Source organism: Corynebacterium minutissimum (assembly GCF_016889765.1).
Lineage (GTDB): Bacteria > Actinomycetota > Actinomycetes > Mycobacteriales > Mycobacteriaceae > Corynebacterium > Corynebacterium minutissimum_B.
In genome coordinates, this window is record NZ_CP069533.1 from 2,174,534 (window position 1) to 2,197,985 (window position 23,452).

22 protein-coding genes are annotated in these 23,452 nt (G+C 60.3%); 15 read left to right on the plus strand and 7 right to left on the minus strand.

All coding sequences use genetic code 11. The features are described 5' to 3' along the window. Positions 1-58: 58 nt before the first annotated feature. Both I6J26_RS10175 and I6J26_RS10180 read right to left on the minus strand, forming a co-directional pair. Entirely contained in the window at positions 59-697 is a 639-nt protein-coding gene (locus I6J26_RS10175) for a DNA-3-methyladenine glycosylase I (RefSeq protein WP_239121775.1), read from the minus strand. 24 nt (positions 698-721) lie between these two features. Then, positions 722-1,306: a methylated-DNA--[protein]-cysteine S-methyltransferase gene (locus I6J26_RS10180; protein WP_239121776.1), complete on the minus strand. Its 585-nt coding sequence runs from the start codon at positions 1,304-1,306 to the stop codon at positions 722-724. A 19-nt stretch (positions 1,307-1,325) separates the two neighbouring features. Here I6J26_RS10180 and I6J26_RS10185 point away from each other — a divergent pair, with 19 nt between their 5' ends. Further along, a complete protein-coding gene (locus I6J26_RS10185) occupies positions 1,326-1,739 on the plus strand; it encodes a DoxX family protein (protein ID WP_039674551.1) in 414 nt (137 codons plus the stop codon). Then, on the plus strand, positions 1,726-2,415 hold the full coding sequence (locus I6J26_RS10190; protein ID WP_115021483.1) for a zf-HC2 domain-containing protein: 690 nt from the start codon (positions 1,726-1,728) through the stop codon (positions 2,413-2,415). The genes I6J26_RS10185 and I6J26_RS10190 overlap by 14 nt, the downstream gene beginning before the upstream one ends. A gap of 3 nt (positions 2,416-2,418) precedes the next feature. Here the strand turns inward: I6J26_RS10190 and I6J26_RS10195 are convergent, their stop codons facing one another. Further along, positions 2,419-4,017 (minus strand): dolichyl-phosphate-mannose--protein mannosyltransferase, encoded by a 1,599-nt coding sequence (locus I6J26_RS10195; protein WP_395858313.1) that lies wholly within the window; start codon positions 4,015-4,017, stop codon positions 2,419-2,421. A 44-nt stretch (positions 4,018-4,061) separates the two neighbouring features. On the opposite strand from I6J26_RS10195, the gene rsmI reads away from it, so the two are divergent. The 5 genes from rsmI (at position 4,062) to I6J26_RS10220 (ending at position 10,587) form a co-directional block, all read left to right on the plus strand. Next, the gene (rsmI, locus tag I6J26_RS10200) at positions 4,062-4,922 is read left to right on the plus strand and encodes a 16S rRNA (cytidine(1402)-2'-O)-methyltransferase (RefSeq protein ID WP_115021485.1); all 861 of its coding nucleotides are present in this window, start codon (positions 4,062-4,064) and stop codon (positions 4,920-4,922) included. A 282-nt stretch (positions 4,923-5,204) separates the two neighbouring features. Then, positions 5,205-7,052, plus strand: a complete 1,848-nt coding sequence (locus tag I6J26_RS10205) for a BCCT family transporter (RefSeq protein WP_115021486.1) — start codon at positions 5,205-5,207, stop codon at positions 7,050-7,052. Between the two features lie 106 nt (positions 7,053-7,158). Continuing rightward, positions 7,159-8,991, plus strand: coding sequence for a methionine--tRNA ligase (gene metG / locus I6J26_RS10210; protein WP_115021487.1), 1,833 nt, complete (start codon positions 7,159-7,161; stop codon positions 8,989-8,991). A gap of 5 nt (positions 8,992-8,996) precedes the next feature. Next, positions 8,997-10,190, plus strand: a complete 1,194-nt coding sequence (locus I6J26_RS10215) for an MFS transporter (protein WP_115024256.1) — start codon at positions 8,997-8,999, stop codon at positions 10,188-10,190. A gap of 160 nt (positions 10,191-10,350) precedes the next feature. Beyond that, entirely contained in the window at positions 10,351-10,587 is a 237-nt protein-coding gene (locus I6J26_RS10220; protein ID WP_239121875.1) for a HigA family addiction module antitoxin, read from the plus strand. Here I6J26_RS10220 and I6J26_RS10225 read toward each other — a convergent pair. Next, positions 10,584-11,087, minus strand: a complete 504-nt coding sequence (locus I6J26_RS10225) for a GNAT family N-acetyltransferase (RefSeq protein WP_115021488.1) — start codon at positions 11,085-11,087, stop codon at positions 10,584-10,586. The genes I6J26_RS10220 and I6J26_RS10225 overlap by 4 nt on opposite strands. 288 nt (positions 11,088-11,375) lie before the next feature. Between I6J26_RS10225 and I6J26_RS10230 the strand changes: the two genes are divergently transcribed. The 4 genes from I6J26_RS10230 (at position 11,376) to I6J26_RS10245 (ending at position 15,412) form a co-directional block, all read left to right on the plus strand. Then, positions 11,376-12,200, plus strand: a complete 825-nt coding sequence (locus I6J26_RS10230) for a TatD family hydrolase (protein ID WP_115021489.1) — start codon at positions 11,376-11,378, stop codon at positions 12,198-12,200. A gap of 252 nt (positions 12,201-12,452) precedes the next feature. Beyond that, on the plus strand, positions 12,453-13,601 hold the full coding sequence (locus I6J26_RS10235; protein ID WP_115021490.1) for a resuscitation-promoting factor: 1,149 nt from the start codon (positions 12,453-12,455) through the stop codon (positions 13,599-13,601). A gap of 33 nt (positions 13,602-13,634) precedes the next feature. Next, entirely contained in the window at positions 13,635-14,477 is an 843-nt protein-coding gene (gene rsmA, locus I6J26_RS10240) for a 16S rRNA (adenine(1518)-N(6)/adenine(1519)-N(6))-dimethyltransferase RsmA (RefSeq protein WP_115021491.1), read from the plus strand. Continuing rightward, positions 14,474-15,412, plus strand: a complete 939-nt coding sequence (locus I6J26_RS10245; RefSeq protein WP_115021492.1) for a 4-(cytidine 5'-diphospho)-2-C-methyl-D-erythritol kinase — start codon at positions 14,474-14,476, stop codon at positions 15,410-15,412. The genes rsmA and I6J26_RS10245 overlap by 4 nt, the downstream gene beginning before the upstream one ends. 33 nt (positions 15,413-15,445) lie before the next feature. Here I6J26_RS10245 and I6J26_RS10250 read toward each other — a convergent pair whose 3' ends face one another. Next, positions 15,446-16,729 (minus strand): hypothetical protein, encoded by a 1,284-nt coding sequence (locus I6J26_RS10250; protein WP_115021493.1) that lies wholly within the window; start codon positions 16,727-16,729, stop codon positions 15,446-15,448. 90 nt (positions 16,730-16,819) lie between these two features. Between I6J26_RS10250 and I6J26_RS10255 the strand changes: the two genes are divergently transcribed. Next, positions 16,820-18,685: an ABC-F family ATP-binding cassette domain-containing protein gene (locus I6J26_RS10255; RefSeq protein ID WP_115021494.1), complete on the plus strand. Its 1,866-nt coding sequence runs from the start codon at positions 16,820-16,822 to the stop codon at positions 18,683-18,685. Between the two features lie 24 nt (positions 18,686-18,709). Here I6J26_RS10255 and I6J26_RS10260 read toward each other — a convergent pair whose 3' ends face one another. Continuing rightward, entirely contained in the window at positions 18,710-19,624 is a 915-nt protein-coding gene (locus I6J26_RS10260) for an AEC family transporter (protein ID WP_115021495.1), read from the minus strand. A gap of 145 nt (positions 19,625-19,769) precedes the next feature. On the opposite strand from I6J26_RS10260, the gene I6J26_RS10265 reads away from it, so the two are divergent. Both I6J26_RS10265 and I6J26_RS10270 read left to right on the plus strand, forming a co-directional pair. Beyond that, the gene (locus I6J26_RS10265) at positions 19,770-20,327 is read left to right on the plus strand and encodes a hypothetical protein (protein WP_239107231.1); all 558 of its coding nucleotides are present in this window, start codon (positions 19,770-19,772) and stop codon (positions 20,325-20,327) included. A 105-nt stretch (positions 20,328-20,432) separates the two neighbouring features. Further along, positions 20,433-20,756: a putative quinol monooxygenase gene (locus tag I6J26_RS10270; protein ID WP_115021497.1), complete on the plus strand. Its 324-nt coding sequence runs from the start codon at positions 20,433-20,435 to the stop codon at positions 20,754-20,756. A gap of 109 nt (positions 20,757-20,865) precedes the next feature. Here the strand turns inward: I6J26_RS10270 and I6J26_RS10275 are convergent, their stop codons facing one another. Continuing rightward, positions 20,866-23,115 carry an acyltransferase family protein gene (locus tag I6J26_RS10275; RefSeq protein ID WP_395858295.1) on the minus strand — a complete coding sequence of 750 codons (2,250 nt, stop codon included), beginning with the start codon at positions 23,113-23,115 and terminating at the stop codon, positions 20,866-20,868. Between I6J26_RS10275 and I6J26_RS12950 the strand changes: the two genes are divergently transcribed. After that, entirely contained in the window at positions 23,096-23,428 is a 333-nt protein-coding gene (locus tag I6J26_RS12950; protein ID WP_239121777.1) for a hypothetical protein, read from the plus strand. The two genes, I6J26_RS10275 and I6J26_RS12950, sit on opposite strands and share 20 nt — an antisense overlap. The last annotated feature ends 24 nt before the right edge of the window (positions 23,429-23,452 follow it).

Below are 23,452 nucleotides of genomic sequence, written 5' to 3' on the forward strand. Positions count from 1 at the left end.
CTTAATCCTCTACCACGTCTGGTACCTCAGGCGACTCGGGCATCTCTGAGGAGGCTGGTTAAGCCGGCCAGATTCCGGAGGTCCCTCGGCGGTGCGAGCCCACGAGGTGGGCATCGACCATGCCGATGGCCTCCATAAGGGAAAAGCAGGTTACAGGTCCGACAAACTTGAAACCAGCTTTCTTTAGAGCCTTGGACATGTCTTGAGCTTCCTGCGTGTACTTGGGGATATCTTCCTCCCGTTCGGGGGCGATGGTCTCCTCCGGGAGGAAGCTCCATATAAACTCATCGAGCCCGCCTTCCTCGCGCAAGGCCACCGTGGCCTTGGCGTTGGTGAGCACAGAGGTAATCTTCAGCCGGTTGCGGATAATGCGCTCATTGTCCATGAGACGTTCAACTTCCTCGTCCCCAAAGCTGGCGAGTAAATCCGCATCAAATCCAACAAAAGCTTCGCGAAAAGCCTCGCGCTTGCGCAACACGAGCTCCCAGCTCAATCCAGATTGAAAGCCCTCGAGGCAGAGGCGCTCCAGCAACCCCGATTCCTCGTGGATGGGCATGCCCCATTCCGTGTCGTAATAGTGCTTGAGCAGCGGTGAAGCCACTGCCCAAGCGGGGCGGCCGAGGCCGTCTTCGCCGTAAACAAGTCCCGTATCGTTCGTCATCTCAGGTGTGGGTGGTGTCATCTCTGTAACAGTCATACCTTCTTAGACTGTGCATACCTCTCAAGGGTTCCCGCCGGTGTGCTCTCGAATGAAGCGTTCTTCAAGCTCCAAGAGGAAGCGCTTAATATCTGGGCCTCCACGGTAAGCGCCAATATGGCCGTCCGCGCGCACCACCCGGTGACAGGGAACCACGATGGGCAGCGGGTTGGTGGCGCAGGCACTGCCCGCTGCCCGAACCGCACCGGCGCTTCCCGCTGCCTGGGCTAGCTGGGCATACGTCCAGCGCCCGCCATAGGGAATTCTTTGTAGTACGTGCTGGGCGCGGCTGCGGAAGGTGAGCGGGGGAGTGGGGACGTCGAGAAGCAGCTCGAAACTCTTGCGACTGCCCGCGAAGTACTCGGCGAGCTGCCGGGAGGCGTCGCTTAACACCGTCAATGCTGTGTCCTCATTCTGATCGTCGTGGGCAAGCTCGACGTTCGTGACGCGAGTGGCTTTCGTGGCTTCGCTGAGGTCAGGTTCCTCGGTGCGAAAGTAGACGTGGGACAAGCCCTCAACGCTTGCGACGAGGGTAAGTGGGCCAACGGGCGAATCCACGCTAAGCCAAGCGCGCATGGTGTGGGAGTCCTTTCGTGGGGCAGTGGGCATCCAGGGTAGTCTATGAAGCATGAATCGACCCGCCGTTCGCGATGCCGCACTGCTCATCCTCCGCGCAGTGCTGGGAATCATCTTTGTGGCACACGGCGTGGACAAAATGTTCTTTACCGGAATGGATGAAACCACCGGCCAATTCTCTGCACTGGGAATTCCGCAACCGCAACTGTCGGCCTACTTGGCCAGCATCGCGGAAATGATTGGTGGAGCGGCCCTTGTCGTGGGATTGCTCACCACGTTTGTTGCAGGTGCATTGGCTCTTCTTATGGCCTGTGCCCTGTATTTTGTGCACTTGGGCAATGGACTCTTTAGCGCGGATGGCGGCATCGAGTATCCGTTGGTCCTCATCGTGTCCCTGCTCATGATTGTCGTGTTCGGTTCCGGCCGCGCCAGCGTAGATGGAGTGTTAAGCCGTGCTGACGCATGAGCAGGTGCAGGCGGCTATCTCCGCACAGCTTGATGGTGAAGCCCCCCAACTATCGCCGGACGTCATTGAGGCGCATGTTTCTGGGTGCGCGGAGTGTGCCGCATTCCGCGATAAGGCCGCCTCGTTGTCACGTTCGTTGAGTCAGGTGGAACCGGCGGGGGCACCTCCGCGAGATTTGTCTGAGGTCATCCTCGCCGGCGTGGAACCAGAATGGCAGCGCGCCTCCAGCGCTCGTCAGGCATCGCTGACGCTGGCGCGGGTGAGTCTTGGTGTTCTTTCCGCTGTTTTCCTCGTATGGGCCATCGTGGTCGTCGTGAGTGCTGCTGGCCTGACCACCTCTGGTACCGAGGGAACCCTCGCGGAAGGAGCGGATCCGGAGCGTGCCCGCCTGCTTATGGACGCAGCCGCTCTGCGTTTCGGGCTGGCTAGTGGATTAGGCTTTGCCGCATGGCGTCCAGCATCGGCGCCTGGCCTGTTGCCGGTGGTGTGCACCATGTTTGCCTTCCTCTTCGGATTTACCATGCGCGACTTCGCATTGGGCACCGTGGGCGCTGGCCAGATCTACATTCTCATCGCTACTGGTTTGGCTGCTGCCGGACTCGGCTGGGCGTGGGCTGCAGACCGAGGTTTTGTGTTGCGCGATGTGTACCGCGCGCTTACTGCGAGCCCCCGCTAGGGACTAGGTCCACGACGGTAGCCACATCATCGAGTGATACCAGGACTCGGGAATCATGAATCCGTAGAGGATAGGGGAGAAGTACGCGAACATGGCTACCACCAGCGCGGCGTAGCACACTGTGAGGAAGGTGCCCAGGGGGACCGCGGAGCCAAAGAGCGACGTAATCCACGGCCATGTGAGCTCGCGTCCACGACCAATCATTTGCCCCAAAGCGAGGGCGATAAGCACGATGACAAAGGGGATAAAAGCCGTGGCATAGAAGAAGTACATCTGGCGGTCAAAAACCATGAGCCACGGCAAGAAACCGGCTGCCGCGCCCACGAGTGGAATAAGGAAAGCTCGGTTGCGGCGCACGAGGAGCGACCACAGGCCCCACAGCACAGCGGGGATCACCAGCCACCAAATGGCGGGAGTACCAAAGAGGAACAGCATCTTGCGGCACTCGCCACCTCCCCGGCAGGTGAGGTCGGTGGAGGAGTAATAGAGAATGGGGCGCGCTGCCACCAGCCAGGCCCACGGCTTGGAGTCCCATGGGTGGCTGTGGCCGCCTGAGGATGTCAGTGAGGCGTGAAACTCCAATACTGAGGAGTGGTAGTAGAACCAGCCGGCAATCGGCTCTGGGAGGTGTAGGAGCCAAGACCCCTCTTCGATGGTGCCGTCGACTTTGGCATGGCGGTATACAGCAGTCTCATCAGCAAACCACGCGCGCCATGACCACACGTAGAGCGCCACGGGCACAGCAACGAGGGAAGCTAGTGCCGCCGGAGTATCGCGAATCAGAGTGCCGACGACATAGCGGCGAACGCCGTAGAGACGGCGTAGGGCCAGATCGGAAAAGACGCTCATGAGGCCGAAGAACATGATGTAGTACAGGCCAGACCACTTTATTGACAGGGTAAGACCCAAGAAAACGCCGGCGGTGAAGCGCCACCAGCGGAAACCAAAACGCGGACCGAAGTCGGACGTTCCCATCGTCCCGGTGATGAATGCAGTGTGGAGGCGCTCACGCATCTGCTGGTGGTCGCGAGCTAGGGCCCACGCAGCGGCGACGACAAAGAAGACCTGGAAGATATCGAGCATGCCGAACTTTGAGGACACCAGCAGCACACCATCGCACACTGCTAGAAGACCCGCCAGGAAACCTACCTGCCAGGAACCAGAGAGACGGCGAGCCAGAGCCATGGTGAGCAGCACGGTGCCGACGCCGAAGAGGGCGGTCATGAACCGCCAGCCCATAGGGGTATAGCCAAAGACTGATTCGGAAAGCGCCACAATTTGCTTGGCGAGAGGCGGGTGCACCACAAGGCCGTATCCGGGGTTGGATTCGATGCCGCCCAAAAAGAGGTTATGCCAGCTGGTGACCATGTCCCAGGCCTGGGGAACGTAGTGCTTCTCATCGAAGACCGGGGTTCCTTCAGAGACTGGCGCCCGCAGGCCTGCGAAACGTGTGATGAACGCCAGCACGGCGATGATAGCCGTGCTGATGGTGTCCGAGCGGGTCCACACGTAGGGACGGGGTGCGGGCGGTGCCGGACGCGTATGGCGACCAGACACATCCTTGCGGTCCTGTCGGACGGGTCGGGCGATGGGCTCTGCGATACTCACTCGGAAGAGTTTAGCGTGCGTGTGCCATGCTGGGGAGTATGAGTCTTCAGCTTGAACCTTTGCCGCGCGGTGTCATTCTCGCCGCGACTCCTCTGGGCAATCCTGGTGATGCGTCCGCACGCCTCATTCAGGCCTTGGGCCACGCCGATATTATTGCCGCGGAAGATACCCGCCGTGTGCGCAATCTGGCCGCTGCTTTAGGGGCGGAGATCCGCGGCAAGGTGGTCTCCAATTTTGACCATAACGAGGCGGAACGCTCTCGCATGCTCGTGGACGCTGCCCGCACGGGAACGGTCCTCGTCGTCTCAGACGCCGGCATGCCGCTCGTGTCCGACCCTGGCCATTCCATTGTGGATGCTGCCGTGGAGGCGGGTGTTCCGGTCACCTGCTTCCCCGGACCTTCGGCAGTACCTACTGCCTTGGCGCTCTCAGGCCTGGGTGTCGGGCACTTCCTTTTCGATGCTTTCCCTCCACGCAAACCTGGCCCCCGCAAGGCTTGGTTGGAGTCTTTGGTAGGTGAGCGCCGCGCGATTGCCTTCTTTGAGTCGCCACACCGCCTGGCGCAGACGCTTGCCGACGCCTCCTTAATCCTCGGCACCGAACGCCGCGCTGCCGTATGCCGCGAGCTGACTAAAACCTACGAAGAGGTCAAGCGCGGCACTTTGGGTGAGTTGGCGGAGTGGGCTGAAGAGAATGCGCGGGGCGAAATCACCGTGGTCATCGAAGGCGGCGCGGCCGAACCGGCCTCTCTGGACGAGCTCGTAGCGCAGGTCCGAAGCGAGGTGGATCGCGGCGTGCGCGCCAAGGATGCGTGCAAGCAGGCGGCCGCCGGTACTGAGTGGTCAAACCGCGAACTGTATGATGCCTATCTTTCCGCCCGTGGCGAGCAGAAGCCGTAGGTGTGGGATTATCTAGCATCGACGGATGGTGGTGAGCACAGTCTCTTTTACGCCAATTGTTATTGCTTCGTTATAGATCCCGCCTGTGTTCACTCAGTGTGGTGGCCTAAAATGAGCCGTCAGCTGCACAGTCGCGGGTGGTTGACGGCCCGGGATGGGGAAGGGGAGGCGTCGAAAAGCACAGGCTACGGCGCCCACTCCAGGTATAACGGCGCTCTACAGTGCATTTTTACGTGGCTCGCAGGTTGACTAGTTGGTGGGATGACACCAAGGTCTGAAGCTATGACAGACTCGACCAATGCAGACAAGCTAAAGGACACGGAGGTGTCGTCGGCCGTCCCGAGCGGAGCTAGCTCCCCGAGCGCGGTGGACGACTACCACACTGTTGACGAGCGCCTCGAGGCTGCCTCCGCTACGAGCCAGCTCCAGGACATGCTGAACAACAGGTCCTTCAACCCAGACGCCCACACGGTTCCGGCAGAAGAGAAGGACACGGCGGAGGAGGACTTTGGCCCCGGCGGTATTGACTCGCCAATCGATTGGACCATTGTGAGCTTCGCCGGCATCCTCGTCGCCGCGTTCGTGGCATGGGGACTTGCTGCACCGGATAACTTTGGTACTTTCGCCAGCAACGCGCTGAGCTTCGTGGTCAACAACTTTGGTTGGGCTTACGTGCTCTTCGGCACCATTTTCGTCGTCTTCGTGCTCTTCATCGCATTGTCGAAGTTCGGCACCATTCGCTTGGGTGAGATTAACGAAGAGCCCGAGTTCACCACGGTGTCGTGGATTGCCATGATGTTCGCCGCCGGTATGGGCATTGGTCTGATGTTCTATGGTGCGTCCGAGCCACTCAACTACTTCAAGAACGGCGTTCCCGGTCATGGTGAACATGAAGTCGGTACGGCCATGGCCACTGCTATGTTCCACTGGACGCTGCACCCATGGGCGGTCTACGCCATCGTTGGCCTGGCCATTGCGTACTCGACGTTCCGCATCGGCCGCAAGCAGCTGCTGAGCCAGACTTTTGTGCCGCTCATCGGTCAGCGCAATGCTGACGGTGCCGTGGGCAAGATCATTGACATCCTGGCCATCTTCGCCACTGTCTTCGGTACCGCCTGCTCCCTGGGTCTCGGCGCTACCCAGATCCAGGCGGGCCTTGAGGCGTCCGGTCTCATTGAGAATCCGTCCCAGAGCGTGGTTATTGGCATCGTGCTCGTGCTGACCCTAGCCTTCATCCTGTCCGCGATGTCCGGCGTGGGCAAGGGCATTCAGTACCTTTCTAACGCCAACATGGTCCTGGCTGCCCTGCTGGCCATCTTCGTGTTCATCCTGGGCCCCACGGTGACGATCCTCAACCAGATTCCTGGTTCCATTGGCAACTACTTGGCCAACTTCACCGAGATGATCGCCCGTACCGCCGAGTCCAACAACGGTACTGCTGGTGAGTGGCTGTCCACGTGGACCATCTTCTACTGGGCATGGTGGGTGTCTTGGTCCCCATTCGTCGGCATGTTCTTGGCCCGCATTTCCCGCGGCCGCTCCGTGCGCGAATTCTGCATCGGTGTGCTCCTCGTACCGGCTGGTGTGTCCACCGTATGGTTCGCCATCTTTGGCGGTACCGCCATCCACATGGAGCAAAACGGCAACTCCATCTCGGGTGACTCCGCGGAGCAGGAGCTGTTTAATCTTCTGCAGAACCTGCCTGGTGGCTTCATCGCTGGCATTGTCGCCGCAATCCTGCTGGCAACGTTCTTCATCACATCGGCAGACTCCGCGTCGACCGTCATGGGTTCCATGTCCCAGTCTGGTGCGACCACCGCTAAGCCGTGGCTGTCCGCCGTCTGGGGTGTGCTCACCGCTGCGGTTGGCTTGACCTTGTTGCTCTCTAGCGAGGATTCACTGTCCAACCTGCAGAATGTCACCATCGTGGCAGCCTTGCCCTTCCTCTTCATCGTCGTTGGCCTCATGTTTGCTATCTACAAGGACCTGAGCAATGACGTCATCTACCAGGAGTACCGCGAATCCCAGGCCTTCCAGCGCAAGCTGGCCCGCGAGCGTCGTCTGCACCGCGAGTTCCAGCGCGCACAGGCCTACAAGGAGCGTCGCCGCCAGCAGAAGCAGAAGCACTAACGTTTAAAACGCTGGCGAAGAATCGCCCGTCAAGCGCCTCACCGCGCCCTCTTTTACACCCCCTCACTGCACGTACGGTGAGGGGGTGTTCGATAGAGTAGAGGGCATGACTGAGACAGTTGTCGTTAATGTTGCTTGGCCTTATGCCAACGGACCCCGCCACATCGGACACGTGGCGGGCTTCGGCGTTCCTTCTGATGTGTTTGCCCGTTTCCAACGAATGCGCGGCAATGATGTTCTCATGGTCTCCGGTACGGATGAGCATGGCACCCCGCTGCTCGTTCAGGCAGATAAAGAAGGCGTGACTGTCCGCGAGCTAGCGGACCGCTACAACCGGCAGATTGTTACCGACTTGGCTGGGCTCGGCCTGTCTTATGACCTGTTTACCCGCACCACCACGCGCAACCACTACGCGGTAGTGCAGGAGCTGTTCAAGGGGCTCTACGAGAACGGCTACATGATTAAGGAAACCACCCAGGGTGCTATTTCACCCTCCACGGGACGCACCTTGCCGGACCGCTACATTGAAGGCACCTGTCCCATTTGCGGCGCCGACGGTGCCCGCGGTGATCAGTGCGATGAGTGCGGCAACCAGCTGGATCCGGTGGACCTCATCAACCCGGTGTCCAAGATTAACGGCGAAACGCCGGAATTCATTGAGACCGAGCACTTTCTCCTTGATCTTCCCTCCGTTAAGGACGCGCTTGAAAAGTGGCTCAAGACCCGTGAGGATTGGCGCCCGAACGTACTGAAGTTCTCCCTCAACCTGCTGGAGGATATGCGCCCGCGCACCATGACCCGCGATATTGACTGGGGTATCCCGATTCCGGTCGAGGGCTGGCAGGATAACGGCGCAAAGAAGCTATACGTGTGGTTCGATGCCGTCATCGGTTACCTGTCCTCCTCCATTGAGTGGGCCTACCGCACCGGAAACCCGGATGCGTGGAAGCAGTACTGGCAGAACCCGGAGGCTCGCCACTACTACTTCCAGGGCAAGGACAACATCACCTTCCATTCCCAGATTTGGCCAGCTGAATTGCTGGGCTACGCGGGCAAGGGCTCCAAGGGCGGGGAGGAGCACATCTATGGTGAGCTGAACCTCCCCACGGAGATCGTGTCCTCGGAGTACCTGACTATGTCGGGCTCCAAGTTCTCCTCCTCCAAGGGCGTGGTCATTTATGTCAAGGACTTCCTGAAGGAGTTTGGTCCAGACGCCTTGCGCTACTTCATCTCGGTGGCGGGACCTGAGAACAATGACACCGACTTCACCTGGGATGAGTTTGTTCGCCGCATCAACAACGAGCTGGCGAATGGCTGGGGCAACCTGGTCAACCGCACTGTGTCAATGGCGTTCAAGAACTTCGGCGAAGTGCCGGCGCCGGCTGCTCTGGAACAGGCCGATAAGGATATTTTGGCCCTGTCGGAGGAGACCTTCGCCACCGCCGCGGAATTCCTTGAGCAGTCCAAGTTCAAGCAGGCTATGACTGCCATCATGCACGTTGTCGGTGAGGCCAACGCCTACGTTGCTGCCATGGAGCCGTGGAAACTGGCTAAGGATGAGACCCAGCGTGAGCGTCTGGCAACCGTCCTGTGGACGGCACTCCAGGTGGTGTCTGACTGCAACGTCATGCTCACGCCGTTCCTGCCGTTCACTGCCCAGAAGGTGCACGAGACCTTGGGCCGCGAGGGCGAGTGGGCCGCGCAGCCACGTGTTGAAGACGTCGTTGACGATATTCCGGTTGAGCTCGTCGGCGTGAATCTCCCACCGGAGAACCACCCATACCCGATCATCACGGGTGACTACACAGGCCAGCAGGCAGTGTGGCAGCGCATCGACGTCACCCCCGGCACGGTGCTGCAGAAGCCGAAGCCACTCGTGGCCAAACTCGACCCTGAGCTCGGTGAAACCGGCCCGGAATGGGCCCCGGTCCAGAAGTAGTTCTCGTGGGTCAGGCGTTCCGGCGCACTCTTGCGCCTGCCTTGCTCTTTACCGTCGTGTGCCTCACGGCGGTAAATTTGCGATCCGGCATTGCATCAGTAGCGCCGGTTTTAGGGCAAATCCAAGACTACTTTGGCATTAGTTCCGGCGCAGCCGGTCTTCTTACTGCGTTGCCTGGATTGTGCTTTGCCGTGATGGGCCTAGCTGCCGTTCCTATTGCGCGCCGCGTGGGGTTGAGCCGCACGTTGGCCGCTGGAACTTTCTTGCTCGTTGCAGGATTGGCGCTGCGCCCGTGGGTAGGTAGTTTCTCGCTGTTCGTCGCGCTCACCTTGTGCGTGGTGGCGGGGATTGCGTTGGCGAATATCCTGCTTCCGGCGTGGATTAAACAGCACGGCTCTGGCCGCACGCTGGTAGCGCTCATGACGACGTACACCACGATGTTGGGCGTCTCCAGCGCGTTGGGACCACTGTCGGCGGTGACGCAGCAGACCTGGCAAGGGGCATTGTGGGTATGGTGCCTGCCGGCAGTCGCTCAGCTCATCGCGTGGAGCGTGGTGCTGCCGCGCGCGGGACGCGATGTGGCTCTTGGTGCGGTCGACGGTGCTGGCGCCCCACGCCCCATGTACACCTCGCCGACTGCTGTGGCCATGCTCTTCTTCTTTGGCCTGCAGTCCACCATGGCCTATGTCCAGATGGGTTGGCTGCCCCGCATGCTCGTGGACAAAGGCGTGGGGGAGAACACCGCGAGCGTGGCCTTAGCCATTATCGGTGTGTTCAATATTGTCGGCGGCGTGGTCATGCCGTGGCTCATTTCGCGGCTGGACCGGTTGGCACCTGTGCCCGTGGTGCTTGCCCTGTGTACGTGTGCAGGATGGGCCGGTGTGCTGCTGGCTGCCGACGCCGCCCCATTGGCATGGGCATCCCTCATGGGAATTGGCGGCATGTGCTTCCCCTTGGCACTGGCTCTTCTCACCGCCCGTACGCGCAGCGCGTTGACCACTGCGCGCTTGTCTGGCTTCGTTCAGCCCGGCGGCTACATCCTCGCGGGGCTCGTGCCGTTGCTTGTTGGCGTCGTGCGCGGCGCCACCGGCAACTGGACTGCCGTGCTTATCGGCCTCATGGTCCTCTCACTATGCATGCTGGTGGCAGGCCTGCGCGCGACCGCGCAGGTCTACATCGACGACGAGCTCGTGTCCTAGACAGCGCGCCACCTCGCCGCGATGCACTCTGTATTCTTAAAGAGACGATGAAAGCTATGGGGGCTGCTACAGAGACTAAAGGAGACTGAAGATGGAAAGCACCGATCTGCTTCCCCCAGTGCATCCGGGAGAAATCCTGAAAGAGGAATTTCTTTAGGAACTGGGGCTAAGCCATCACTCGCTCGCACAGTCTCTTGGCGTTGCGCAGCGTCGTGTCGACGAGATCCTTGAGGGGAGAGCGGACGTAGATGCCGATATGGCTCTCCGGCTGGCCCGATTTTTCGGGATGAGTCCTGAGTTTTGGATGGGAATACAGAACCATTACGACTTAGACACGGCGGAGCAGAAATTCCGTTCGGAATTGGAAGCCATCACGCCGCTAGCGGCACCGCGCTAGAAACGGTCGAAGTCGCGCTGCAAGTGAACCAAGCCGAGGCGCACGCCGTCCTTAGTGTGGATGTTGGGCATGCGGCCGGTTTCTACGAAGCCGAACTTCTTGTGCAGGGCAATGGACGCCTCGTTGGTATCCACGATGTAGGTGATCATGGTCTGGACGTAGTCGTTGTCCTGCGCGTGATCCATGAGCGTGGCCATGAGCTCACTGCCCACGCCTTTGCCGCGTGCGGATTCAGCAATGTAGACGGAGTCCTCCGCAGTGCCGTAATAGATGGCGGGAGTAACGAACTGGAAGTACGCGGCCCAGCCAACGATTTCGTCGTCGTCCACGGCGACGAAGACGGGATAGTCGTCTTTCTCCATCTGTGCCAGCCACTGCTTGCGGTCCTCGACGGATTCCTGCCATGTCACCAGGTTGGCCGCCGGCGTTGCGGCGGAAGCGGCGTTGTAGATGGTGGCGATGGAGGGGGCGTCGTCAAGCACTGCGGGACGAACGTGCATACGGGTAATCCTTAAACCATGAGTTGCAAGTGGGCAAGGTCTAACCACTGCCCAGCTTTGCGGCTGACTTCTTTTAGAGTTCCTACAGTGGCAAAACCGAACTTCTCATGCAACTTGATGGATGCGATGTTGTCCGCCACGAGGAGTACCACTTTCCCAGCCGGGCCTTTGGAGCGAGGTGGGGGTGTGGTAGAGCGCCCAGCCCAACGTAGAGTGGCGGTCACTGCGGGGGACATCGGCGTTTACCGCTTCACCGATTAACCTGCGCGCAAGACTACACTCGCAGCCATGTCTAAAAAGAAGCCACGCCCCACGCCCGTGCCCGCCGAAGGTTTGAGCCAGCTTATCGACGCCCACACGCACCTCGCCTCCTGCCGCGACGCTGACGTCGACCTCGTTTCCCGCGCTCGTGCCGCTGGAGTTGAGCGCATCGTCACCGTAGGTGATGGTCTGGCAGAAGCGGAGAAGGCGCTGGCCGCGGCGCACGAGTTCGACAACGTGTATGCAGCGTGCGCGATTCACCCGACGAAGGCGCAGGAACTAGATGAGGCCGCCCGTGCTCGCCTGAGTGAGATGGCGGCGGACCCGCGCTGCGTGGCCATTGGTGAAACGGGGCTGGATACCTACTGGATTCACCACGAGCCGGAGCGCACTGCGCCGCTTGACGTCCAGGAGGAAGCCCTGCGCTGGCATGCGGAGCTGGCGGCGAAGGTAGGAAAGACGCTCATGATCCACAACCGTGAGGCCGATGAGGACCTCCTGCGAGTACTAGGGGAGTGTGCGGAGGCGCCGAAGGTGATGCTGCACTGCTTCTCCTCACCGCTGAAAGTGGCCGAGGAAGCTCTTGAGCGCGGCTATGTGTTGTCCTTCGCCGGCAACGTGACCTTCAAACGCAACGAAGAGATGCGCCAAGCCGCGGCACTTGCGCCGGCGGGTCAGCTGCTTATTGAGACCGACGCGCCGTACATGACTCCGGAGCCTTTCCGCGGTGCGCGCAATGAGCCGTCGCTTATTGGCCACACTTATACTTGCATTGCTGAGGCGCGTGGTCAGGACGTGGAAGAGTTGGCGGCTGAAGTGAAGGAAACCTTCGCGAGCGTCTTTGGAGTGTAGTTGCCAGCCCAAATTGTGACGATCTTCACTCTTTGAAAACCTGCAGTTCAGGGGTGGCGGGGGTGTTTCTTGTGACGAGTGTGTTGCTAGTGGCTGCGGCGCGGGAGGACTTCTCGATCGTTACGCGCTGTTACCGTATCGTTATCCAAAGTTAGCCCGGCATTGATCTTGCCGGGGCGCGCATTCTGTCGCGCAGAATCAGCTGCCGGGCGGATGCCTGGCACGAAATACTGCAGAGACGAGTAGAGGTTTATGTCCCCGAAGAAGCAGATCAAGCGTATTAACAACTCCCGCTCCCTGCCGCTGCGTATGGCTACCGGCGGTGTCCTGGGCACCCTGGCCGTCGGCGGTGTTGTCGCTGTTGGCGCCCAGAAAGATGTCACCCTCGACATCAATGGTGAGACGACTACCCTGGCCACCTTTGCTGGTGACGTCAACAGCGCTTTGGAGGCCGCGGGCGTCGACGTGGCGGGCGATGACCTTGTCTACCCAGCGTTGTCTGAGGAGCTTGCTGATGGTGACTCCATCACTGTCCGCACCGCCAAGCCAGTAGCTGTGACCATCGACGGCGTGGAAACGCAGCTGTCCTCCACTGACCTCACCATTTCCGATCTGCTCGGTGGGCTCGACGGCATCGTGCCTGGCGCCGCGGTAACCTCCGGGTCGAAGACCGTTGAGGATGATGAGGTGGTGACCGAAGGTATGAACATCGAGGTAGTCTCCCCGAAGATTGTGAAGGTCTCCGATGCCGGCTCGGTCTCCTACGCCAGCATCGCCGCAAAGACCGTCGAGGATGCCCTCGAAGCTCGCGGAATCACCGTGGATAAGGATGACCGTGTGAGCCCTGCTCTGGATACCCCGGTCACCGCCGGCATGAGCATCACCGTGGACCGTGTCGAGGTCTCCGAGGAGGAGAAGACCGAAGACTTCGACGCTCCGGCTGACTATGTTGATGATCCGGAGCTTGAGGAAGGCTCTGAAGAGGTCCGCGAAGAGGGAACTCCAGGCTCGCGCACCGTGACCCGCAAGATCGTCAAGGTTAACGGTAAGGAAGAATCCAACGACGTCATCAAGGAAGACGTCCACACCGAGCCCGTAGCCGCACGTATTGCCCGCGGTACCAAGCCGAAGTCCACTGCTCCTGCCGTAGCAGAAGGTTCCGTCTGGGATGCTCTCGCGCAGTGTGAGGCTACCGGTAACTGGTCTATCAACACCGGTAACGGTTTCTCCGGCGGCCTGCAGTTCACCCCGTCCACGTGGGCTGCCTTCGGCGGCAACGAGTACGCACCGCAGGCATGGCAGGCAACCCGTGAGCAGCAGATTGCAGTGGCACAAAAGGTCCAGGCCGCTCAGGGCTGGGGAGCATGGCCTGCCTGCACCGCAAAACTCGGCCTGCGCTAAAACCTCGGCGCGCCGCGTATTAGTCTGGAAGACATGACGCAACCCCACCTGCTGGGCCCAGTGGAGATCCGCGAGCTCGCTGCCGAGCTAGACGTCACCCCGACGAAGAAGCTGGGCCAGAACTTCCTCCATGACCCCAACACGATCCGGCGCATCGTTGCCGCCGCGGGCCTTTCAGCTGAGGACCGCGTGGTGGAGGTTGGCCCGGGACTCGGTTCGTTGACGCTGGGCCTGCTGGGGGAAGTTGAACACGTCACCGCAGTAGAGATTGATCCGCGCCTGGCGGCGAAGCTGCCGGAGACGGTGGCCCAGCGCGCTCCGGAGCAGGCAGATCGCCTCACCGTGGTGGAAAAAGACGCCCTGACCGTGGACAAGGGCGAGTTGGGCGAGCCCACAGCGCTCGTGGCTAACCTGCCCTATAACGTGGCCGTTCCAGTGCTGCTGCACGTGCTGGAGTTGTACCCTACAATCCGCCGTGTCCTCGTCATGGTCCAGCTGGAAGTGGCTGAGCGTCTCGCGGCTGCGCCCGGAAGCAAAGTCTACGGCGTGCCGAGTGTGAAGGCAGCCTTCTATGGGCCCGTGCGCCAAGCCGGCACAATTGGCAAAAACGTCTTCTGGCCAGCTCCCAAGATCGAGTCCGGTCTCGTGCGCATTGACTGCACACGTCCCTATGACGAGGGACTGCGCCCGAAGCTCTTCGCGCTTGTCGACGCCGCCTTTGCCCAACGCCGCAAGACTCTTCGGGCCGCGCTGGCCGGCCACTACGGCACCGCCGCAGCTGCCGAAGAAGCACTGCACGCAGCCGGCATCGATCCGCGCCTGCGTGGTGAGAAACTCGGCGTGGAGGACTTTGTCCGATTGGCAGGCGTATCATGAGCCAGCCACTCGCGCCGTCCTCACAGTTGTGGCAGGCCCGCGCACACGCCAAAGTCAATCTGCATCTTGGCGTCGGTGAAGCCCGCGAGGATGGATTCCACGAGCTCGCCACGGTTTTTCAGGCTCTCGACGTCCATGATGTCGTCAGCTATCGCTGGTCTGAGGACACCACGGTGGAGGTCACCGGCCGTCACGCACAAGGCGTGCCCGCCACGACAGATAACCTGGCTTGGCGTGCTGTGGAGCTGGTCGCCCAACGCCTCATGCTCCCAGCGACGGGCATCCTAACTATGGAGAAGAACATCCCGGCTGCCGGTGGCATGGCCGGCGGTTCGGCCGATGCCGCCGCAGCCTTGCTCCTTGCCAACCATGCATTAAGCACCGAATTCTCCCGTGAACCTGTAACCGAGGAGAAGCTTGTTGAGCTCGCTGCGGAATTGGGCTCCGACGTCCCCTTCACACTTATGGGTGGCACCGCTTTGGGGCGGGGGCGCGGTGAACTGCTTACTTCGATGATGTCGCGTGGCCTCTACATCTGGGCCATCATCACCAATGCTGAGGGACTGTCCACCCCAACGGTCTTCCGCAAGCTCGATGAGCTTCGCGCGGCTGGCCGCGGAAGCTCCCCGCACCTCGACACCGAGGCGGTTGGCCAAGCGCTCATTAGTGGCGATCCGCGTGAACTTGCCGCCGCCCTGCACAATGACCTTCAGCCGGCCGCGCTGTCCCTGCGCCCAGACCTGCGCAAAATCCTCGATACCGGCGAGTCCGCCGGTGCTCTCAAGGGGATTGTCTCTGGCTCTGGCCCTACCTGTGCTTTCCTCTGTGAGGATGAGGAGACAGCCTGTGAAGTCGTGGCTCAAGTCTGTGCCGATAACCGCGGCACCCGCGGCCTGGTGACAACCGGCCCAGCTAGCGGCGCCACGCTGGTCTAAGCATCCGGCTAAAGGCGAATTGGAGGGGAGGCGCTACAGAACCGCCATTTCTACCGGTTTCATCTCCAGCGGAATGCGTTGCGGTTCCTGGTCTCCTAGCAGATCGACGATGACAAGCTCCTGCTTAGCGGCGTCCGTGATGTAGGCATAGCCATTGGCCGCCTTCAAGATAGGTCCTGGCAGCTGCCATTCCTCATTTTCCTTCCACGGAGCAATAGCATCGATCTTCTTTGTGATCTCACCGGAGTCAGGGTCGATGATATTGAGCTTGCCGTTGGTGGTGAGAACAAGGGCCTCCCCAAGCGGGCCGCGGGCTAAGGAGCGGAACCAATAGGATTCCCCGAGCTCGACTTTCTGGGCGGAGTAATCCTCAGTATTAATGAGCGTGACTGAGGTTGGGCGCTCGAATTCGGCGTCCTTTTCCGTCTTGTTGTCTGCCAAGATCACGGTGGATTCTTCGGAACCGGCGGCGTTACCGGAGCGCTGGTAGCCGTCCTTGCCGGCATAGGAAGAGACATCTACTTTGTGGAAGTCCGTGCCGTCGAAGACAACCGGTCCGTTTTCACATCCGAAGAAGAGCGTGCCGTTCCCAGCGGCTGCTTCGCCGTGTACGCCGGGACATTCGGTAGTTTCCGCCAGGACTTTGCCGGACTTGTCCAGGTGCTGAATGGTGTGGCGTTCCTTTTCAGTGCCCTTGGTGATGACCACTGAGCCGTCCTTGAGCGGTACGGCCACGCCGTGATGAGCTGCACCAGTCTCAACGGTGTTGACCGGCTCGGCGTCCGCATTGCCTATCTCCTCCGTCGCGTAGATTTTCGCCACGCCGTCACCATCGGAGAAGAGCGCGGTAAAGCCGTCATGATGCACCACGTGCCCAGCATGAGGGGCGTCCACGGAAACGTCGCCAAGCTTCGGCTCCGCCGTGTAATAGTGCTTGTGGTCGCCGTGTGGTTTGGTGATGCGCCCAGTATCGAAGGTGAGGAAGCTATCGCCCTTGGTCACCATGACATGGCGGTTATCGCCGGCATCGTTGAGGCGCAGGAAGGCCTTCATGTCTTCGCTGCCAATCACCTCGCCGCTCTCGGCATCGATAGTGGTGAGACCATCTTTGTGGGAAAGCACAATGCGTGTGGGCAGCTGCGCTACCTCGGTCTCACCTTCAGCGGACTCGAACCCATCGTGGCTGTGTTCTGAGCCAGCGGCCGTGGGCTCAGTGCTGTGTGGGGAAGCGCTCTCTTGGTCGGGAGCGGAGCAGGACGTGATGGCAAGTGCGGCTGCGGATAGTGCAGCGCACAGGGTTAGTGTGTGGTTCTTCATAGAGAACGACACTATTGCAATCGAAAATCACATTCAATAAGTTTTGTGGTGCGGGGTAACCGCGGTCAGGCACTAAGATAGATCCTCGTTATGGCGAACCTCATCAACCTCGAAAACGTAACCAAATCTTTTGGTCTCAAGACCCTTCTCAACGGGGTCTCCCTTGGTGTCCAAACCGGCGACCGGATTGGCATCGTCGGTGTTAACGGTGGCGGCAAGACCACGTTGCTGGAGGTCCTTACCGGCATCGAGCCGCCGGACTCGGGCCGCGTATCTCATAACTCGGACTTGCGTATGGCTGTGGTGACGCAGCGTTTTGAGGTCGACGAGTCGCTCACCATTTCCCAGGTCATTATCGAGCCGCTGGGTTTGGAGACCTTTGAGTGGGCCTCCAATGCCAAAGTGCGCGATGTCTTGGGCGGTTTGGGAATTGTTGACCTAGGCCTCGACACGCAGGTGGGTTCACTATCTGGTGGTGAGCGCCGACGCGTCAACCTGGCCGCAGCGCTCGTGCAGGATCTCGACGCCGTGGTGCTCGATGAGCCCACCAACCACTTGGACGTGGAAGGTGTGCAGTGGCTGGCCAATCATCTGCTGTCCCGCAAACTGGCGGTTATCGTCGTGACGCACGACCGCTGGTTCCTCGATACCGTGGCCACTACGACCTGGGAGGTGCACGACGGCGTTGTTGATGCTTATGAAGGCGGCTACAACGACTGGACTTTCGCCCGAGCTGAACGTGCCCGCCAAGCCGATGCCATCGACCAGCGCCGTCAGAACTTAGCGCGTAAGGAGCTGGCGTGGTTGCGCCGCGGTGCACCTGCCCGCACGTCCAAACCGCGCTACCGAATCGAGGCCGCCGAGGCGATCATCGCGGACGTCCCAGCCCCGCGCGACAAGGTCGAGCTCATGGCCTTCTCCAAGCAGCGCCAAGGCCGCGTCGTTATTGAGCTCGAGGACGCAAAGATTACGACGCCGGATGGCCGCACGCTGGTAGATCACCTCACCTGGAGGCTAGCGCCAGGTGAGCGCATCGGCCTCGTTGGCGTCAACGGTTCTGGAAAGACCACGCTCCTGCGCGCTCTTGCCGGCGAGGTGGAACTGGCAGCCGGCAAGCGCATTGAGGGAAAGACCGTGCGTCTGGGGTGGTTGCGTCAGGAGCTTGATGATTTGGATCCGGAGCGCAGGCTTCTCGACGCCGTCGAGGACGTCGCCACCTATGTCCAGTTGGGCAAGAAGGAGCTGTCTGCCTCCCAGTTGGCCGAACGTCTAGGCTTTTCGGCCAAGCGCCAGCGCACTCCGGTAGGCGATCTCTCTGGTGGTGAGCGCCGCCGCCTGCAGCTGACTCGTGTTCTCATGGCAGAACCAAACGTGCTGCTTCTCGACGAGCCCACAAACGACCTCGATATCGACACCCTCCAAGAACTGGAGTCCCTCCTGGATTCCTGGCCGGGCACCATGGTGGTCATTTCGCACGATCGCTACCTCATTGAGCGCATTGCGGATAACACCTATGCCTTGTTCGGAGATGGCAAACTCACCAACCTGCCGGGCGGAATCGAGGAATATCTTCGCCGCCGTCAGCAGATGGAGGCGGCTGCTTCCCGCGGTGTTATTGACCTGGGCGAGAAGTCCTCGACTGCTGGCTCGGACACAGGTGGTGCCTCGACTGATACGACTGTGTCTGAGAACGCAGCCCCAGTCAAGCGCTTGAGCTCTCAAGAAGAACGCGAGCTGACTAAGAAGATGAACGCGCTGGAGCGCAAAATGGCCAAGCTCGATGAGAAGACCTCACAGCTCAACCAGCACATGGCCGATGCAGCCGAGAAGATGGCCTCCGGTGAAGGCGACTCTGCAGAGCTCTCCCGACTAGATTCTGATCTCAAGGCTGTGGCCGCCGAGCGCGAAGAGTTAGAGATGGAATGGCTGGAGCTGGGGGAGCAGCTCGAGGGGTAGAGACGGAGGCGGAAAGGGCGGGTTTTAGCCGAAAAGCGCGGCAATGCCGAGCATGGCGGGTAAAGAGAGGAACGTGGTGAGGAAAACCGTATCGCGCGCTACGGTTTCTCCCACCCGGTAGGTCGCCGCGTAGTTGTAGACATTCTGCGCGGTGGGAAGCGCCGCCAAAATCAGCGCTGCGTAGAGCTCGTTGCCGCTGAGCCCGAAGGTTAAACCTGCGACGAGGGCGATGGCCGGCATGCCAATGAGCTTGAGTGCCGTTGCCACGATGGTGGGCAGGCGATCGTTGTTGAGCAACGAATCACCCTTCAGGGAAGCACCGAAGCTCATGAGGATCATGGGGATGGAGGCTCCTCCAAGGATTTCCATTGGGGCCATGATGACATCCGGTACCGTCCACCCGACAGCAGACACGATGAATCCCAGTACCGCAGCGATGACCACGGGTGCGGTAACGCCTGACATCACCGATGTCATGATGGAGCGCAGGTTCGTTCCCTGCGCATTGAGACCAGCGATAATAAAAGGCGAAAGCACCGCCATCTGCAGTACTAGGGCGGGCACTACGAACGTGGCATCACCAATGACATAGGTGGCGATGGGCAGGCCAATGTTGACGGAATTGTAGTAGCTCGAAGCCGCCGCACCCGCCATGGTTTCCGCGCCGCTGCGGCGAAAGAAGAACATGCTCAGAAGGCCGTAGACGCCCATTGTCGCCACCGACGCGACAGCGATAACTGCCACAACGGGCGAGGCAAATGCTGAGGTATCGGACTGCGCCACGCTGGAGAAAATCAGTGCGGGCGTTGCCGCCCAGAAAGCGACACGGTTGAACTGTAAGCGGGCTTCGCCTTTACCGATGACACCTTTGTGTGCCAGTACGAAGCCCACAGCGATAACCACGAAGATAATCGCAAAGCCCGTTAGGACATCTAGCACTAGTGATCAACCTCTCGGACGCGTTCTAGGAGGCGCCATAGATTTCGGAAACAACGCCTTGGAGCATAACAATGCCATATCGAATGTCCTGTGGGACTGCGAGGTTAGTTCACACAGGAAGCGATTGTATGGCACGGTAGAGGACATGAATGCATTCCGTCGTGTTTCCCGTCTGTCTACCACCGCTGCCCTGACCGCAGTGTTGGCTGTTTCCGGCGCTTCCGCTGCGCAGGCGCAAGATATTAATCAGCTGTCCTCTCAGGCGACTGAGCAGATTAACTCCCTCCAGATTGAGCTGCCTGCTCAGGCTTATGACTTGGCCGAGCAGTACAACGTTAAGTTGCCGCCGTTCGTGAAGACACCGACCCCGTCCGTGGCGAACGAGCTCGTCGGCGCTACCCACTCCCACCTGCTGAAGCAGGGCCACCACGCCGATGACAACGCGAAGAAGATCGCTCAGGAGTGGGCTGACCAGGCGGCTGCCGGCAAGGTTACCTTCCATGACAACGCAGGTGACGGCCTGACCCACTTGGAGGAAGGCAGCGGCAATATTTACAAGCTCACCGAGTCTGAGGCTAAGGACCGCGTGAAGTGGCTCAACCGCGATGTTCCGGTTACCAAGACTGATGGCACCGGCTTCGGCGTTGCCCAGGCCTTCGACGGCAAGTACGTCTACGTGGCGGAGTACTTCTTCAACAAGTAATTCACCACGAGCCTAATTCTCCGGCCCTGCTTTACTATGGCGTGAATAAACCGCTATGGGCAGGGCCTTCTGCACGTTTTCAGGGAGATAGTTACAGTGGGGCCCATGATTTTGATCAACGTACAGTTCCACGTCAAGCCCGAGTACGCCGAGACCTTCCTCGACGAGATTGACTGGTACACCAAGGCCTGCCAGGCTGAGCCCGGCTGCATTGACTTCAAGTGGTTCCGCGATCCGGAAGACAAACAGCGCTTCCTCCTGCTCGAGTCCTACAAGGATGGCACCGACGTTGACCACGTCAACACCGAGCACTTCAAGCGTTCCTGCGAGGAGCTCCCGAAGTACCTGGTTGAGACCCCGGACATCATCAATACCCACATTGATGGAAAAACTGAGTGGGACAAGATGAGCGAGTTCTCCGTCGACTAAGACGCCGCCGCGGTCTCATTGGGGCCCAGCAAGGAGAAAAGCGCCGCTTTCGAGCGGCGCTTTTCAGCATTTCAAGGGCATAAGGCAGGTGTAACTCCGCTGAGGTGGGTCAAGCTTCGCACGCGGTCTCGAGAGACGTGTCGCCGTTGGCGTACTGCTCAAGGGTCTCTTCGAAGGATTCGGCGTAGAGGTTCGCGCCTTCGGGCAGTGGATGCACGCCGTCGTCGTACATCAGCGCAGGGTTCTCCTGGGCAGTGCCGCACCAATCCGCCAGGTACACGTTCTCGCGCTGCGATGCTGCTTGCACGATCTCTGAGCGTGCTTGGCCCATCCAATCACGGTCGCCATAGGGCACAGCGAAGACCACGGTGCGCTCAGGGCCCACAATGTCGAGCAACTCATCCAAGCGTCCCGCATCTGCAGCGCCATTGGTTCCGAGCCCCAAGAAGACCGTTGAGCGCAGTTGCCCAGAATCCTTCAGAGCGCGCAGCGAATCAATGGCCTCAGAGTATTGGCGGGAGACCGCAGCATCAATGAGGATGCCAGGGAATCGCTCCATGAGGGCATCGGAAGACGCGAGCATGACGGAATCACCCAACGCAGTAATCTCTGCTCCGGTGGGCAGGGAGCGCTTCTCCTTCGGCTTGTCAGTAGGCTGAGCAGGCGCTGACGCTGCCGCCTGCTCATTGGCTTGCGCCATGCGCTCCAGTTCGCGCTCGAGCTCCGTTTTATCCTCAGAGGTCGCCACACCATAGACCACGCCAAGGGCAGAGAGCACAACGAGTGCTGGCACAACAGGCCACATGGCTTTGCCAAAGCCCACTTTTATCTCATGCAAGGTGGGGCGGGCAGCCCAGTAGTCGTGCCACGTCTTGACGTAGCCGCCGCGGCGGAAGGGGTTCTCTACAAATTGGTACGTCACTTCCGCCAGAACGAAAGAAAGCGGCAGGGCGAGAATGCCCAGTGCCCACGACGGCGCGTCGGATACGGCGACGAGAATCATGATGATGGGCCAGTGCCACAAGTACAGCGAGAAGGACCGCTGGCCCAGCCAGCGCATGACGCGTGTACGGAACAGCCACGTCAGGGGACCGGTTTCGCGCACAACGGACCAGATCATCGCAGCACCCAGCACGCTGGTGAGAACTAGGCCACCGCGGTAGGTGAACTCGCGGTCCGCACCCATCCACACCAGCTGTGCAAGGTAGGCGAGCAAAGCTAGGGTTCCAACGGTACTGGCAAGGACGCCTTTGCTTGTCGACGCCCACGAGTCCGCCCCAGCCTCATTCGACGTCGAGGTGAGCATGAAGGATAAAAGTGCACCGACCAGTAGGCCGAAGGCGTGGGTATCAGTGCCGTAGTACACGCGAGTGGGATCGTCGCCCGGTGTGAAGAGAAAAGCCATGGCCAGGGCGGACGCCGTCGCAAGCACCAGTGCCACCGCGATGGGCAGGCGTGTAGGCTTACGGCGCGAAACAGCGAAGACGCCTGTCATGAGCAGCGGCCAGATGAGGTAGAACTGCTCCTCCACCGCGAGCGACCAATAATGGGCAAAGACCTGCACTTCGTTGGGCGCGAAGTAGGTTTGGCTGGTGGCGATCTGAGTCCAGTTGTTGACGAAGAACAGGGTGCCGAGGAATTGCTCTCGGATGCCAACAGCAAGGTCACCCCCAATGGCCGAAACCACCGCGGTACACAGACACAGCACCACAAGCGCGGCAGGAAGAATTCGCCGAAAGCGCCTTATCCAAAAATCTGTGAGGCTAATGCGCCCAGTAACGTTGAGTTCGCGAATCAACAGTGACGTGATGAGGAATCCAGAGAGGACAAAGAACATGTCCACGCCCAGGTAGCCGCCGGGCAGCAGATTACCGAAAAAGTGGTAAATCACCACGGCTACCACTGCAAGGCCGCGCAGACCATCAAGCCCCGGAACTTGGCGCAAGCGGGCGCGCCGCTGCTGCTTGACGGTCGCGGATTCTTTCGGCACCGCCAGCACGTCGGTAGTACCGTCGTCAGCGTTCACACGGGCAGTAGCACGGCGCTGATCGCGAGTAGCTTTGGTGGGCTTGAGTTGCCTTTCAGTAGGCGTCCCGACGGGCTGAGAGCGGCGTGCTAGTGCACGTGAAATCTCCGCGTCGGGTGCTTCCTTAGCCGGTTGCGGTTCGGGAAGTGCTGTTGCTTCCTTCGCAGTTGCTGCAGGCGTTGCCGTGTCTTTCGCTGCAGCGGACTGAGCTTTAGTAGGGGGTTCGGCAGTGACAGGGCGCTGGGGTGTGACCGCCCGTGGGATGTGGCGGCGTCGGCGGGGTTTATTGTCCTCAGCCTCCTCGCGGGCCTTGGTGAGCTGTGCCTTCCGCACGGCGGAGGCCTTCGGGAGGGAGGCTGCGTTCAGCTCAAGTGAGGAATTATCGCTGCGCTGCGGGCGCCTGCGTTTCGGCGCAGGCGATAGCTTTGACGCGGACTTCGGCTCCGGCGCAGACTCTGCCTTCGGCGCCGACTTAGCCTTTGGCGCCGTTACTGTCGTCGGCACGGCCGGCGGGGGAGAGGCAGGGGAAGAAGCAGTGGACTTTGAGGGACTTGAGGAAGACTTCTCGCGCTTCGTCGATCCAGACAACACCGACCGCAGAAAATTCTTCACGACAACACTCCGCACGTGGGGATCAGAGGGCTAGGGAACCCGAGTAATCCTACTCCGG